Origin of the sequence: Sphaerotilus sulfidivorans, from assembly GCF_013426975.1 — a bacterium.
Lineage (GTDB): Bacteria > Pseudomonadota > Gammaproteobacteria > Burkholderiales > Burkholderiaceae_C > Sphaerotilus > Sphaerotilus sulfidivorans.
Map to the genome: position 1 here is coordinate 20,831 of NZ_JACCPY010000023.1, position 13,964 is coordinate 34,794.

At 72.1% G+C, this 13,964-nt stretch carries 11 protein-coding genes; 2 read left to right on the forward strand and 9 right to left on the reverse strand.

The genetic code is table 11. The features are described from left to right. Positions 1-9 precede the first annotated feature (9 nt). Entirely contained in the window at positions 10-873 is an 864-nt protein-coding gene (locus HZU84_RS13605; protein ID WP_149503329.1) for a metallophosphoesterase, read from the forward strand. On the opposite strand, the gene HZU84_RS13610 is transcribed toward HZU84_RS13605, so the two are convergent. The 5 genes from HZU84_RS13610 to HZU84_RS13630 all read right to left on the reverse strand — a co-directional run bounded on the left by HZU84_RS13610 (position 797) and on the right by HZU84_RS13630 (position 8,569). Further along, on the reverse strand, positions 797-4,306 hold the full coding sequence (locus HZU84_RS13610; RefSeq protein ID WP_149503328.1) for an ATP-binding protein: 3,510 nt from the start codon (positions 4,304-4,306) through the stop codon (positions 797-799). The genes HZU84_RS13605 and HZU84_RS13610 overlap by 77 nt on opposite strands. A 7-nt stretch (positions 4,307-4,313) precedes the next feature. Beyond that, the gene (locus HZU84_RS13615; protein ID WP_149503327.1) at positions 4,314-5,612 is read right to left on the reverse strand and encodes a DNA repair exonuclease; all 1,299 of its coding nucleotides are present in this window, start codon (positions 5,610-5,612) and stop codon (positions 4,314-4,316) included. A gap of 50 nt (positions 5,613-5,662) precedes the next feature. Continuing rightward, positions 5,663-6,025: an H-NS histone family protein gene (locus tag HZU84_RS13620; protein ID WP_149503326.1), complete on the reverse strand. Its 363-nt coding sequence runs from the start codon at positions 6,023-6,025 to the stop codon at positions 5,663-5,665. Between the two features lie 171 nt (positions 6,026-6,196). Then, positions 6,197-7,222: a tRNA dihydrouridine(20/20a) synthase DusA gene (dusA, locus tag HZU84_RS13625; RefSeq protein ID WP_149503325.1), complete on the reverse strand. Its 1,026-nt coding sequence runs from the start codon at positions 7,220-7,222 to the stop codon at positions 6,197-6,199. A 72-nt stretch (positions 7,223-7,294) separates the two neighbouring features. Then, positions 7,295-8,569: a hypothetical protein gene (locus HZU84_RS13630; protein ID WP_180692959.1), complete on the reverse strand. Its 1,275-nt coding sequence runs from the start codon at positions 8,567-8,569 to the stop codon at positions 7,295-7,297. 64 nt (positions 8,570-8,633) lie between these two features. Between HZU84_RS13630 and HZU84_RS13635 the strand changes: the two genes are divergently transcribed. Further along, positions 8,634-9,656 (forward strand): DUF1839 family protein, encoded by a 1,023-nt coding sequence (locus HZU84_RS13635; RefSeq protein WP_149503323.1) that lies wholly within the window; start codon positions 8,634-8,636, stop codon positions 9,654-9,656. A gap of 33 nt (positions 9,657-9,689) precedes the next feature. Here the strand turns inward: HZU84_RS13635 and HZU84_RS13640 are convergent, their stop codons facing one another. The 4 genes from HZU84_RS13640 to rbfA form a co-directional block, all read right to left on the reverse strand. Continuing rightward, on the reverse strand, positions 9,690-10,610 hold the full coding sequence (locus tag HZU84_RS13640; protein ID WP_149503322.1) for a DMT family transporter: 921 nt from the start codon (positions 10,608-10,610) through the stop codon (positions 9,690-9,692). Positions 10,611-10,624: 14 nt separating this feature from the next. Continuing rightward, complete coding sequence (typA, locus tag HZU84_RS13645) at positions 10,625-12,460, reverse strand: translational GTPase TypA (RefSeq protein ID WP_149503321.1); 1,836 nt, start codon at positions 12,458-12,460, stop codon at positions 10,625-10,627. Positions 12,461-12,530: 70 nt separating this feature from the next. Then, on the reverse strand, positions 12,531-13,421 hold the full coding sequence (truB, locus tag HZU84_RS13650; RefSeq protein WP_244954511.1) for a tRNA pseudouridine(55) synthase TruB: 891 nt from the start codon (positions 13,419-13,421) through the stop codon (positions 12,531-12,533). Positions 13,422-13,521: 100 nt separating this feature from the next. Then, a complete protein-coding gene (gene rbfA, locus HZU84_RS13655; protein WP_149503319.1) occupies positions 13,522-13,899 on the reverse strand; it encodes a 30S ribosome-binding factor RbfA in 378 nt (125 codons plus the stop codon). Between the last annotated feature and the right edge of the window lie 65 nt (positions 13,900-13,964).

Sequence of the window (13,964 nt, forward strand, 5' to 3'; positions counted from 1 at the left end):
ACTGGCCGGATGCGCCTGCAGATCCTCTCCGACCTTCATCTCGAGACCCAGCCGGACTGGACGGCCGCGCCGGCACCGGACGCCGACCTGCTGGTGCTGGCCGGCGACATCGGCTCCTACCAGCGCGGCTCGCGCCTGCAGGGCGACGATTTCGGCCTGGGCCGCTTCGCGCCGCGCCCCGGCTGGTCGCGGGTGCTGTTCGTGCCGGGCAACCACGAGTACGACGGCCTGGACCATGACGCCACCGGCCCGCGGCTGCAGGCGCTGTGCGCGCGGCTGGGCATCGAGTGGCTGGACCGGCGCATCCGGGTGATCGACGGCGTGCGCTTCATCGGCACGACGCTGTGGAGCGACTTCGCCGCGCTCGGCCATCTGGACAAGGCGCTGCGCGCCGCCGACTGGTACCTCAGCCGCAACACCACGCTGCGCGAGGGCCGGCTGGTGATGGCCGCCGAGCTGCGCGGGATGGCGCTGGACTGCCAGCGCTGGCTGCGCGCGGCGCTGTGCGAGCCGCATGACGGACCGACGGTGGTGGTCAGCCATTTCGCGCCGACGCTCGACAGCGCCGACCCGCGCTACGGCATGGTTCCGGGCACCGCAGGCTTCTGCAACACGCTCGACGAGCTGCTGCCGCTGGCCGACCTGTGGATCCACGGCCACCTGCACTGCCCGGTCGACGTGACGCGCGCGGGCTGCCGCATCGTCTGCAACGCGCTGGGCTATGTGCACAAGAGCGAGCAGGACGGCCACCGGCCCGGCTGGTGCGTCGAGGTGCCCCGGCCTTCGGCCGAGGCGCTCACAGCGCGACGGCGTGCAGCCGCATCGCTCCGAGCGTCCGGCGTGCGGGTTCCAGCAGATGCAGGTGGTGGGTGAAGACGATGATCTGCCCGCCATCGCCCTCGCAGGCCTCGGCCAGCGCCTGAAGCACCCGCAGCGCCCGGCCGTCGTCCGAGGTCATCAGCACATCGTCGAGCACCATCGGCAGCAGCAGGCCGCGCGCGCGCTGCTGCGCCAGCGCCGCCAGCCGCAGCGCCAGGTGAAGCTGGTCGCGCGTGCCTTCGCTCATCGCCTCGACGCCGATGGCGCGGCCGCCGCGCCGGCGGGCCTGCAGCACCGCAGGCGCGTCGTCGTCGCCGGCCTCGGTCTCGAGCCGCTCGAACTCGCCGCCGGTCATCGCCGCGAACAGCGTGGAGGCGGCACCGAGCATCGGCCCCTGGCTGCGCTCGCGAAAGCGCTGCATCGACTGCGCCAGCAGCGCATGCGCCAGCCGCGCGCGCATCCAGTGCGGCAGCTCGGCGCGCACCGTGGCGGCGGCCTGCTCCAGCCCTTCGCGCGCCTGCACCGCGCGGTCGTCGCCGTCGATCGCGTCGAGCGCGCGCCGCGCCAGCTCGTCGGCCGCACGCGCCTGCTCGAGCGCCTCGTCGGCCTCGGCCAGGCGGCGCTCGAGCCGGAGCACCGCCTGGGCAGGATCGGCAGCCCCGGACTCGTCCGCCGGCGATGCGCAGGCCAGACGGGCGCGCAGGCCGGCCTCGTCGTCGCGCGAGGCCTCGGCCAGCATCGCGCCGGTGCGCGCCAGGCGCAGCACGGCCTCGCGCTGCTGCTGCCACTGGGCCTCACGCTGCGGCAGCAGCTCGGGCGAGGCCACGCCGGCGCGCTCGCACAGCCGCCCCAGCTGCGCCTGCACCGCAGCCAGCGCCGCGCTGTCGGCCGCCAGGCGCTCGTCGGCCTGCTGGCGCTGCTGCTGCAGCCGGGCGCGCTCACCCTCGACCGCACGCGCCTCGCCCAGCCGGGCCGCGAGCCGGTCGATCCAGCCGCGCAGCGCCTCGCCGGCCGGCGCCGGCTCGGCCAGCGCCGCAGCCAGCACGGCGGCGCGCTCCTGCAGATCGGTCTCGACCAGCCGCGCCTGCGCCAGGCGCTGGCGCTGCAGTTCACGCTGCTCGGCCAGCGTGCGCAGCCGCTCGCCCGCCTGGCGGCGCGCATTCGCCAGCGCCAGCGCCTGCAGGGCATTCTCGGGCAGCAAGACGCCGCGGCCGTCCTCGTCGAGCAGGGCCTGCAGCGCCGCATGCGCCTGGCGCTCGGCGGCACGGCGCTGGGCGGTCTGGCGCGCCAGCCGCTCCAGGCGCTGCTGCGCCGCCTGATGCGCGCTGCGCTGCGCCTCCAGCGCGGTCTGCCGCTCGCGCAGGGCCTGCAGCCGCGCACGCGCCTGGCCCAGCAGCGCGGCCGCATCGTCCGGTGCGACGCCGGCCGGCATCGGGCCCAGCGCCTCGCGCAGCTCGGCCGCGGCGGCCTGCACCCGGCGGTCGAGCGCCTGCAGCGCCTCGTCGACCGACTGCAGCGCCTGCACCGCCTCGAGGTGGCGCGCCTGGTGCTGCTGCCACTCGCGCAGCGCCTGCGGCGCCAGCTGCGGCAGGCCGGCTGCGGCCAGCGTCTCGTCCCAGATGCGGTTCTGGCGCTCGAGATCGCGCTGCAGCGCCTGCCGCTGCATGTCCAGCACCGCCCGGTCCTCGTCCAGCTCGGCCAGCGAGCGCTGCAGCGCCTGCAGCCGGGCCGCACGCTCGCCGTCGCGGCTGCGGCCGTCCGCCAGGCGGTCGGCATGGTCGAGCAGCTGCGCGAACAGCGCCCGGTCCTCGGTCGAAGGCGCCGCCGGGCCGTCGGCCAGCCTCCGCCACAGCGCGTCGCGCACCCGGCGCGCCTCGGCAATGTCGTCATCGGTCGGCACTGCGCCGGCGGCCAGCAGCTGGGCGCGCTCGGCCGCACGACCGCGCCGCGCCTCGTCGATCTGGTCGATGCGCTGTGCCAGCGCGGCCAGGCGGGTGGCCGCGGCCTCGCGCTCGCGCAGCGCCTGGTCGATGTCGGCCTCCAGGCGCGGACATGCGGTCAGCGCCCGGCTCGCCATCGCCGCGCCGCCGAGCTGCAGCGCGGTGCGCTGCAGCGTCTCGTGGCGCTCGGCACGCTGGCGCTCCAGCGCCTCGCGGCCAGCCAGAAGCGCCACCTCCGGCGCCAGCCGGTCGCAGCGCTGCTGCAGCGCCTGCACCTGCGTGGCCAGCGCGGCCGGCGGCTCGGTCAGATCGGACGGCGAGGTCTCGGCCCCCCGCTCGGCCGCCAGATCATCAAGATGCTGGGCCAGGGCACGCGCCTGCTCCTGCAGCTGCGCGGTGGCGGCTTCCATGCGCGCCTGCCAGGCCGCGTCGGGGCGCCGCGCCAGCAGCGCCTGCACGCCCGCGCCCGGCTCGAGCGCCTGCGCGGCCGCCTCGAGCTGCCGATCCAGCGCCTGCCCTTGCTGCTCGAGCTCGCGGCACTGCAGCCGCGCCGCCTCCAGGCCGTCGGCGGCGGCGACCAGGCGGTCGATGCCGGCGGCCTGCTCGAGCCAGCGCGGCGTGCCCGCCGGCAGCGCCTGCAGCTGCTCGTCGAGCCGGGCGCGCAGCGCCTGCTGCGCGGCGCGGGCGGTCTGCAGCTCATGCTCGCGGGTCTGCAGCGCGATGCGCTGGCGCGGCAGATCCTCGTCGGGCGGCGGCAGCAGCGACAGCGCGGCCAGCTCGGCGCGGGTGTCGTCGAGCGTGCGCAGCAGCGGCGCCACCGCGATGCGCTCGCGCAGGTCGCGCAGCGCCAGATCGGCCGCGGCGCGGTTCTCGCGGGCGCGCTCCAGCGCGGCCTGGGTCTCGTCGGCACGCTGGCGCAGCGCGGCCCATTCGGCCGGACGCAACTGCGCGGCACGCAGCGCCTCATGCTGCTCGCGGTGGCGGCGCAGCGCGATGTTGACGCTGCCGGTGCTGCCGCGCGGCACCAGGCGCGAGCGCGCCTGCTGGTCGAGGCGGTCCAGCACCGTGCGCAGGCTGTGCACGCCGGCACTGGCCTCGAACAGCGCCGCACCGATCTCGCCCTGGCCGGCCAGCAGCTGCTCGCCGCCGGCACGCAGGCGCTGGTGATCGAGCGCGAACATAAGATCGTGGTCGGCGCGCTTCAGGCCGCCGGTGAGCTGCAGCTCCAGGTCGGCCGAGGCCGGCAGGCTGCCGCCGTCGGGTGCCACGACGGACAGGGTCGGCTCGCGGCCCTTGCGCCGCAGCAGCTGCAGCTCGCGCCCCTCGCGGTCGAGCACCACCGCGCCGAGCGCCATGCGCGCATGCTCGTGCACGAAGTTGTCGGCGCTGCGATGCTCGATGCCGAAACGCAGCGCCGTCAGCGCCCGCAGCATCGAGGACTTGCCGGCCTCGTTCGGACCGGCCAGCAGCGTCAGGCCGGGGCCGAAGTCGATCCAGCGGTCGGTGAACGGCCCGAAGGCCTGCAGATGCAGTCGGCGCAGTCTCACCGCCGCCTCATGTCGTCAGATCGCGGCCCAGCTGCGCCAGCACCATCGCCTCGGCATCGAGCAGCAGCACGCGCCAGCTCGCCTCGTCAAGGCGCTCCGGGCGCAGATCGGCCAGTTCGGCGGGAAGATTCGCGCCGGCTCCGAGCGCCGCCTCGGCCCAGGTGCGCAGCGCCTGCGGATCGGCCAGCAGCCGGTCGACCTCGCGCAGCACCTCGCCGAGCGCATCGTCGCGCGCAGCCAGCGCGCCCCGGTCCAGCGGCGAGGCCAGCTCGACGCGGACCTGCTCGATCCACAGCCGCCCGGCCTGCTGCAGCGCCTGGGCGCGCACCGCGGCCTCCAGCAGGCCCGGCTGTGCGGCCTCGGCGCCGTGCAGCCGGCTTCTGCCGCGCAGCACCACACGCACGCAGTGCAGGCGCGAGGCCGCGCCCGCGTCGACACCGACCGCACGCCCCGGCCCGGCCTCGCCGGCCAGCAAGGCCTCGAAGGCCGGATCGATGCGCTGCGCCAGCGCTTCCAGATCGTCGATGCCGCCCAGGTCCAGCTCGAGCCGGTGCCAGCGCAGCACATCGAGCACCACCGGCTCATGGCGCACGATGCGCCCGTGCTCGATCTCGACCAGTTCGCAGCCTTTCGGGCCGGTCTCGCGGGCATGCCGGCCCTGGAGATTGCCGGGATACACGATGCAAGGCGAGGATTCCCGGACCACCTGACGCTGATGGATATGTCCCAAGGCCCAGTAGTCGTAACCGGTTGCAATCAGGCGGGCTTCGGTGGTCGGCGCATACGGATCATGATCCGGATTGCCGGTCAGGCTGGTGTGCAGCAGCCCGATATTGAATCGCCCGGGCACGGGCGGCGGATATCCGGGCAGCAGATCCTCGGTCACTGCAGGCTTCGAGAAGCTGCGACCATGGATCGCCACCCCCGAATCCGGCAGATCGACGGTGCCGCCGCGCCGGGATTCGAAGACATGCACATGCGCCATCGGCGGCAATTGCCGGGTGATGCGACTTTCCGCATCATGATTTCCCCGGACGATGAACACCCGGATATCCCGGCTGGCCAGCCGGTTCATCTGCTGGTGAAAAAACAGCCCGGTGCGGAAATCATCCCAGTCGCCGTCATAGAGATCGCCGGCAATCAGCAGCGCCTGGACCTCGCGCTCGATCGCCAGATCGACCAGGGCGATCAGCGCACGCCGGGTGGCCGAGCGCAGCGGTTCGACCGGCGCGCCTTCATGTCGGTCCAGCCCGCGCAGCGGACTGTCGAGATGCAGATCCGCCGCATGAAGAAAACGCCAGCGCATCGATGCAAGTGATCAGCAGGCCGTGGCAGGCGACGTCATGTCGCTCGCGCTCACTCGGCGGCGGGCGCCTCGACCAGGAATTCCTCGAGCGAGCGGCCGGCTTCCAGCGCACTGGTCAGCCAGCGCGGCTTCAGGCCACGGCCGGTCCAGGTCGAGCCGGTCTCGGCATCGCGGTACTTGATCGCGACCTTGGACGGCTCGCGGGTCTTGCCCTCGGCGGCGGCTCGGCTGCCCCGGCCGGCCGGGGTTTCCAGATCGGACACCGTCAGACCATGCTGGGCCATCATGGCCTTGATCTCGGCGATCACGCCGGCGCGCTGCGAGGAGCGGAATTCCTCGATGGAGCGGGCAATTTCTTCCTGCTGCTTGCGCAGTTCTTCCTGCTTGGCGCGCAGGTCCTGGAGGGTCGTCATGGCAGAGGCATTCCAAGGCGTTCGAGCACATGCTCGGCGCGGAGTATGCCCGAATTGCCCGCAGGTACGGAAATATTTCAGGCTTGAATTCCCGGGCACCCCACCCGGGATTCCCTGGAGTCGCGTGAAATGTCGCGGCTTTCCTTCCCTTGTTCCTGGCGATGCGCCGGGTCAATTCGATGCCGAACCCGCCTGACGAGCCAGATCATGGAATCGACGGGCCAGTTCGGAGGGGCGCGCCTCGCGGTGGCGGTGATCGGACCAGAACTGGCGCCAGATCCGGGCACCACGCTGGCCATTCCACAGCCCGAGCGCATGGCGCATCGCGGTCGGCCAGGGTCGGCCGCCCGCCTGAACGCCGTCCAGATATTCGATCCAGGCCGATTCGACCGCCTCGCGCGAGGCCGCCGGCCCCGGCTCGCCGAAGAATCGCGCATCCCAGCCGGCCATCTGCCAGGGCTCGTGATAGGCCTGCCGGCCGACCATCACCCCGTCGACATGGGCCAGATGCTGCGCGATCTCGTCGTCGTCGCGGATGCCGCCGTTGATGACGATGGTCAGTGCGGGAAAATCGCGCTTGAGCTGCCAGACCCATTCATGGCGCAGCGGCGGAATCTCGCGGTTCTCCTTCGGACTCAGGCCTTTCAGCCAGGCATTGCGCGCGTGCACGATGAAGACCTCGCAGCCGGCCTCGGCGATCTGCCCCACGAAGTCGCGCACGAAATCGTAGGACTCGATGCGGTCGATGCCGATGCGGTGCTTGACCGTGATCGGCAGGTCGACCGCATCGCGCATCGCGCGCACGCCGTCGGCCACCGTGGCCGGCTCGGCCATCAGGCAGGCGCCGAAGGCGCCGCGCTGCACCCGCTCGCTCGGGCAGCCGCAGTTCAGGTTGACCTCGTCATAGCCCCATGTCGCCGCCAGCCGCGCGCAGGCGGCCAGGTCGGCCGGCTCGCTGCCGCCGAGCTGCAGCGCCACCGGATGCTCGATCTCGCCGAAGTCGAGATGGCGCGACTGGTCGCCGTGCAGCAGCGCGCCGGTGGTGACCATCTCGGTGTAGAGCCGGGTGCGGCGGGTCAGCAGGCGGTGGAAATGGCGGCAGTGACGGTCGGTCCAGTCCAGCATCGGCGCGACGGACAGGCGCCAGGGGGACAGCGGAGCGGCGGCAGGCGCTGCGGCAAGAATCGGTTCGGACATCGGCAGGGGCCCGGTGGGCCGGGAAGACGGGGCCGGAAAGACGAGCCCGGCGGGAGCGCGATTCTGACCGATTCAGAGTACCCCGCTCCAGGCGCAGGACAGGCACAGGCTCTCGGGCAGCGCCTGCATCACCGGCGTGATCACCGACTCGGGTACCCGCACCCAGGCCAGCGATGCACGCGCCTGCCAGCGCGCCAGCTGCTGGGCCAGCTGGGCGGACGCGGCGGCGCTGTCCAGACTCAGGCCATGGCCGATCAGCAGGCCCTGGGCATCGCAGGCATCGAGCAGCGCCTCGTCGGCATCCGGCCCGCCTGCAGACGCGATGTCCAGCAGATCGATGCCTGCAGCGCGCGCCTGCGCGACCTGAGCGGCGGCCTCGGTGGCCGACATCTGCGCACCCGGCACCCAGCGGGTCCGGCGCAGCGGTGCAGGCATCGGCACGCCATTGATGATCAATCGCCCGCGCGGGCGGTCATGCGCGATCCGGCGCCAGCCGATGCGTCCCAGCGGCAGCACCCGGCGCCCGCCCTCGGGCAGCAGCGCGTGCAGCTCCAGCTCATGCAGGGCCGGCTCGCCGAGCGCATGCGGCCACCACAGCGCCGGCGCCTCGACATCCAGCAGCCCCTGCCACAGGCCGCCGCCCTGCCCTGCAGCCGCAGCCCCCAGCGCCCCCAATGCCATCGGCGCCTGCCAGCGCCGACCGGCATGGCGCAGCACCATCGACAGGCCCAGCAGCGGCTCATGCACCCGCAGGCGCAGCGCCAGCCGGGCGCGGTCCGCATCGAGCAGGCGCGCGCGCAGGGCCGGCGCATCGACCGCCAGCCGCTCACCCACCCGACGCACCGGCCGCCACAGCCCGACCGCCGACACCGGCTCGTCGCGCAGCACCAGCCAGAGCACGGTGTCGGCCGCGCCGGCCGGCAGCTCGACGCGATGGCGCAGCAGCGCGCTGTCGCTGCGCAGCAGCAGGCGCTGGTGTCCGGTCTCGACCTGATGCAGCCACAGCTCGGCCCGGCGCCCGGCCAGACCGTCCAGCTCCAGCCAGCGACGGCGCCGATCGGCGCAGGCCGGCAGCGGCCGGCACAGCCACCAGTCGCGCACGCCGGCATGAACCGCCGACAGCGCCGCCGAATCCAGCCGACGGACCAGCGTGTCGATCGGCGCGACCGGGCCGTCGCAGGCATGCCAGTGCGGCTCCTGCGACAGCCGCAGCACGGTCTGCGGCGAGTCCCACTGCCCGGGCGCGCTGCTGCCCCACCACCAGCCGTCGTCCAGCGGTTCGGCCAGGTCGGCGCCGCCCGCTGCCAGCCGGCCCCGGCTGCGCAAGGAATCCGAAAACGTGATCAATTCAACACTTCGGTTATTTTATTACTGGATGTTACATTAATCCCATTGAGGGAGAACATCGATCATGCTTCCGCCGCCTGCCACTGCCGCCCGCCTGTGCCTGATCAACGGGCTGGAACACGGCATCACGGTGCCGCTGGATACCCGGCAGCGGCTGTGGCCTCAGGGCTCCGGCGTGCTCGATCCCTGGCTGTCGCTGCTGGCGGCGCTGCGGCTCGATGTGCATGCGGTGCTGGGCCATGTGCTGGCGATCGACTGGCTCGATGACCAGTGGAGCGAGCCGCGCCCGCCGGCCGAGGATCTGCGCCGCCTGCACGGGCTGGAGCCGCATGCGCTGACGCTGTGGCGACCGCTGGCCGACCATCTGCACGAGCAGCTCGGCGCGGGCCGGCTGGTGATGCTGGAGGCCGACGCCTGGTGGCTGCCCGATACCGACGGCCAGGACTACCGGCGCCAGCACCGGCGCACCCCGCTGATCGTCAACGACTTCGATGCGACGCAGCGCCGCCTGGGCTATTTCCACCATGACGGCTACTTTCACCTGCAGGACGAGGATTTCGACGGCCTGATGCAGGCCGGACTGCAGGGCGATGGCAGTCTGGCGCCGAGCGCCACGGCGATCGAGCTGCGCGGGCTGGTGCGCCGCCCGCCCGAGACGCTGCGCCATCTGGCCCGGCAGCTGCTAGAGCGGCATCTGGAGCGGATTCCGACCCGCCATCCGCTGCGCCGCTGGCAGCGCCGCAGCCAGGCCGAGCTCGATGCGCTGGTGCGCCAGCGGGATGTGGAGGGCTGCCGGCGCTGGCTGGACTGCGGCATCGCGCGGCTCGGCGCCAGCGCGGAGCTGGCGGCCATCCATCTGCGCTGGCTCTCGGGCGAGGACAGCGGCTCCGCGCATCTGCTGCAGGCCGCCGATGCGCTGCGCCAGCTGGCGGTGCTGGCCCGGGCGGCCCAGCTCAAGGCCCAGCGGGCGGTGCAGCAGGGCCAGCCGGTCGATCTGGCGGCCCTGAGCGAGCGCATGGCGCGCCACTGGAGCCGGGCGATGGCGCTGCTGGGCGCCGGCGCGATCGTGATCGAGGATCTGGCCTGAGCCCCATGCCGGCCCAGGACGGCCGCGGCGGCCTCAGCGCGCCGGGCCGGTGCGGTGGCGACCGGCCAGCGCCAGCAGCTCGTTGCCGACCAGCGCGCCCAGCACCAGCAGGCCGCCGCTGAGCGTGGCCGGCCCCGGCACCTCGCCGGCGCCGACCCAGGCCCACAGCACGCCGAACAGCACCTCGAGCAGGCCAAGCAGCGCGATCTCCGGCGCCGGCAGCACGGCCGTCAGGCCGACCACCAGCAGGCAGGGCAGCGCGAGCTGGAACACGCCCAGCCCGGCCAGCAGCATCAGGTCATGCGAGGAGGCCTGCAGCGGCCAGGCCAGAGGCAGCGTCACCAGCGCCGACAGCAGCCCGCCGATCAGCACCGCCGGCAGCATGTCGGGCGTGGCCGCGGCCTCGCCGCCGAGCGCCTCGTCCGGGTCGCCGCTGCCGTGCGAGACATGCTGCAGCACGGTGAAGTTGACGGCTGCGGCCAGCGGCACCGCCAGCGCGACGCCCATGCCGGCGGCCGCGCCGGTCTGCAGCTCGGCACCGAACATCCAGGCGATGCCGGCACCGGCCACCGCGATCGCGCCCCAGGTGCGCGCCGGCAGCTGGTGCTGCAGGAAGATGCGCGCGAACAGCGCGGTGATCAGCGGGCCGATGGCCATCGTGACCAGCACGTTGGCCACCGAGGTCAGCGTCAGCGCGAACATGAAGGCGGTGAACATCACCGCCCAGCACAGGCCGGAGAGCCACAGGGCGCGCCCGCCCTCGCGCAGCGAGCGCCACAGGCCCGCGCCGCGCAGCAGCGGCAGCGCCACCAGCAGCGCCAGCGCATTGAAGGCGCTGCGCCAGAAGGTCACCTCGAAGCCGCGCGCGGCCTCGAGATGGCGGCTGACGACGCCCGCGCTGCTCCACAGCAGCGTCACCAGCACCATCAGCGCGACCGCGCGGGCATGGCTCATGCCCGGCATGCGCGTCAGGAACCCACGCCTTCGCGCGAGGCGCGCTTGCGCTCATGCTCCTTCAGGTAGCGCTTGCGCAGGCGCACCGACTTCGGCGTGATCTCGACCAGCTCGTCGTCGTCGATGAAGTCGACGCCGTATTCGAGCGTCAGATCGATCGGCGGAGTGATCTTGATCGCGTCTTCCTTGCCGCTGACACGGAAGTTGGTCAGCTGCTTGGTGCGGGTGGCGTTGACCACCAGATCGTTGTCGCGGCTGTGGATGCCGACGATCATGCCCTCGTAGACCGGGTCGTTGGCCTTGACGAACATGCGGCCGCGGTCGTCGAGCTTGCCCAGCGCGTAGGTGAAGATCTCGCCATCGTCCATCGAGATCAGCACGCCGTTCTTGCGGCCGCCGATGTCGCCCTTGTGCGGCTCGTAGCCGTCGAAGATCGACGAGATCAGGCCCGAGCCGCGGGTCAGGTTCATGAACTCGTTGGAGAAGCCGATCAGGCCGCGGGCCGGGATGCGGTATTCGAGGCGGACACGGCCGTGGCCGTCCGGCTCCATGTTCAGCATTTCGCCCTTGCGCAGGCCCAGCGCCTGCATCACGCCGCCCTGGTGGATTTCTTCCACATCGGCGGTGACCAGCTCCATCGGCTCGCACTTCACGCCGTCGATGTCCTGGAACATCACGCGCGGCTTGGAGACGGCCAGCTCGTAGCCCTCGCGGCGCATGTTCTCCAGCAGGATGGTCAGGTGCAGTTCACCACGGCCGCAGACCTCGAAGATGCCGTCCTCGTCGGTCTCCTTCACGCGCAGCGCGACGTTGTGCTGCAGCTCCTTCTGCAGGCGGTCCCAGATCTGGCGGCTGGTGACGTACTTGCCTTCGCGACCGGCCAGCGGGCTGGTGTTGACGCAGAAGTTCATCGTCAGCGTCGGCTCGTCGACCTTGAGCATCGGCAGCGGCTGCGGGTTGGCCGGATCGGTCACGGTGACACCAATGCCGATCTCCTCGATGCCGTTGATCAGCACGATGTTGCCCGGGCCGGCTTCCGTCACCTGCACGCGGTCCAGGCCCTGGAAGGTCAGCACCTGGTTGATGCGGCCGTTGACGCTCTTGCCGTCCGGACCTTCCATCACGACCACGTTCATGCCCGGCTTGATGGTGCCCTGGCTGATGCGGCCCACGCCGATGCGGCCGACGAAGCTGGAGAAGTCCAGCGCCGAGATCTGCAGCTGCAGCGGCGCGGAGGCATCGCCCTGCTGCGGCGGCACATGCTTGAGCACCGTGTTGAACAGCGCCGACATGTCGGGGCCCCACTGCTCGCCCGGCGCGCCTTCTTCCAGGCTGGTCCAGCCGTTGATGCCCGAGGCGTAGACCACGGGGAAGTCGAGCTGCTCGTCGGTGGCGCCGAGCTTGTCGAACAGGTCGAAGGCGGCGTTGATGACCGCATCCGGCTTGGCGCCCGGCTTGTCGACCTTGTTGACCACGACGATCGGCTTCAGGCCCAGGGCCAGCGCCTTCTTCGTCACGAAGCGGGTCTGCGGCATCGGGCCTTCCTGGGCGTCGATCAGCAGCACCACGCCGTCGACCATCGACAGCGCGCGCTCGACCTCGCCGCCGAAGTCCGCGTGTCCGGGCGTGTCGACGATGTTGATGTGCGTGCCTTCCCAGCTGACCGCGCAGTTCTTGGCCAGGATGGTGATGCCACGCTCGCGTTCGATGGCGTTGTTGTCCATCACGGTGTCGACGACCTTCTCGTGTTCGGCGAAGGTGCCGCTCTGGCGCAGCAGCTGGTCGACCATCGTGGTCTTGCCATGGTCGACGTGGGCGATGATGGCGATGTTGCGGATCTGTGTGCTCATGAGGTTGGTCCGTCAGCGCGGCCGCAGCGGCGCGGGGTCAGCGGAAGAGTTCGGAAGGAATCGGATCAGGTCAGTCGCGCCGCAGCGCGCGGACTTCGAGAGGACTCAGCAGACGGTCGGCGATCAGCTCGCCGGCCTTCACATGGGCGCCCCCCAGCAGCGAGCGCCCGTCGGGGCCGTAGACGCGCACATGCTCGGCATCCGCATGCACGATCCGGCGGCGCATGCCGCTGAGGAAACGTGCCGCGTCGGCCTCGCCGAGCTGCACCGCCGGCCAGTCGGCCAGCAGCACGTCGACCGGGCGCAGACAGGCGTCGCGCGCCGCCTCGTCCATCGCCTCCAGCGCCGCCAGCGTGACCGAGGCGCGCAGGTCGACCGGTCCGCTGACGATGCGCCGCAGGCCGGCCAGATGGGCGCCACAGCCCAGCGCCTCGCCGATGTCCTCGGCCAGCGTGCGGATGTAGGTGCCCTTGGTGCACAGCACGTCGACCACCAGCGTGTCCGGCCGGTCAGCCTGCCACTCGATGATGTCGATGCGATGAATCGTGACCTGCCGCGGCTGGCGCTCGACGGTCACGCCGGCGCGCGCGTATTCATACAGCGCCTTGCCGTTGTGCTTGAGCGCCGACTGCATCGGCGGCAGCTGCGAGATCAGGCCGGTGAAACGCGCGCAGGCCGCCTCGACGGCCGCGCGGTCGCAGGCGACCGGGCGCTCGGCGATCACCTCGCCCTCGCGGTCGCCGCCGACGCGGGTCTGGCCGAGCTGCAGCGTGGCGCGGTAGCCCTTGTCAGCCTCCAGGCTGACCTGGGAGAACTTGGTCGCCGCACCGAAGCAGATCGGCAGCAGGCCGGTGGCCAGCGGGTCCAGCGTGCCGGTGTGGCCGGCCTTCTCGGCGCGGAACAGGCGCTTGACCTTCTGCAGCGCGTCGTTGCTCGACAGGCCCAGCGGCTTGTCGAGCATCAGCACGCCATGCACCGGACGGCGCGGCACCCGCACCCGGGGCGCCGGTGCCGCGGCACCCTGCGGTTCGGCGACCGCCGCATCGGCGATCAGGGGGATGTCACTGCTCATCGTCGGTGTCGGCGGCGCGCTGCGCATTGGCCTCGCGGATCAGCGCATTCATGGCGACCGCACGCTCGGTGGTGCGGTCGAAATGGAAATGCAGCGTCGGCACGGTGTGGATCTGCAGCCGCTTGAACAGGCCGTTGCGCAGGAAGCCGGCCGCCTCGTTCAGCGCCTGGCCGGTGGCCTCGGCATCACCGACCAGCACCGAGAAGTGCACCTTGGCATGGGCATAGTCGGGGGTGACCTCGACCGCGCTGATCGTGACCATGCCGACGCGCGGATCTTTCAGGCCGCGGATCAGCTCGGCCAGATCGCGCTGGATCTGGTCGGCGACACGGAAGCCGCGGTTGGGAATCGAACGCTTGTGTCTCATGGTGAGAAAGCTCTCGCGCACTCTCGCGCAAAACGACGAGGCCCCGGCGCTGGCGCCGGGGCCCG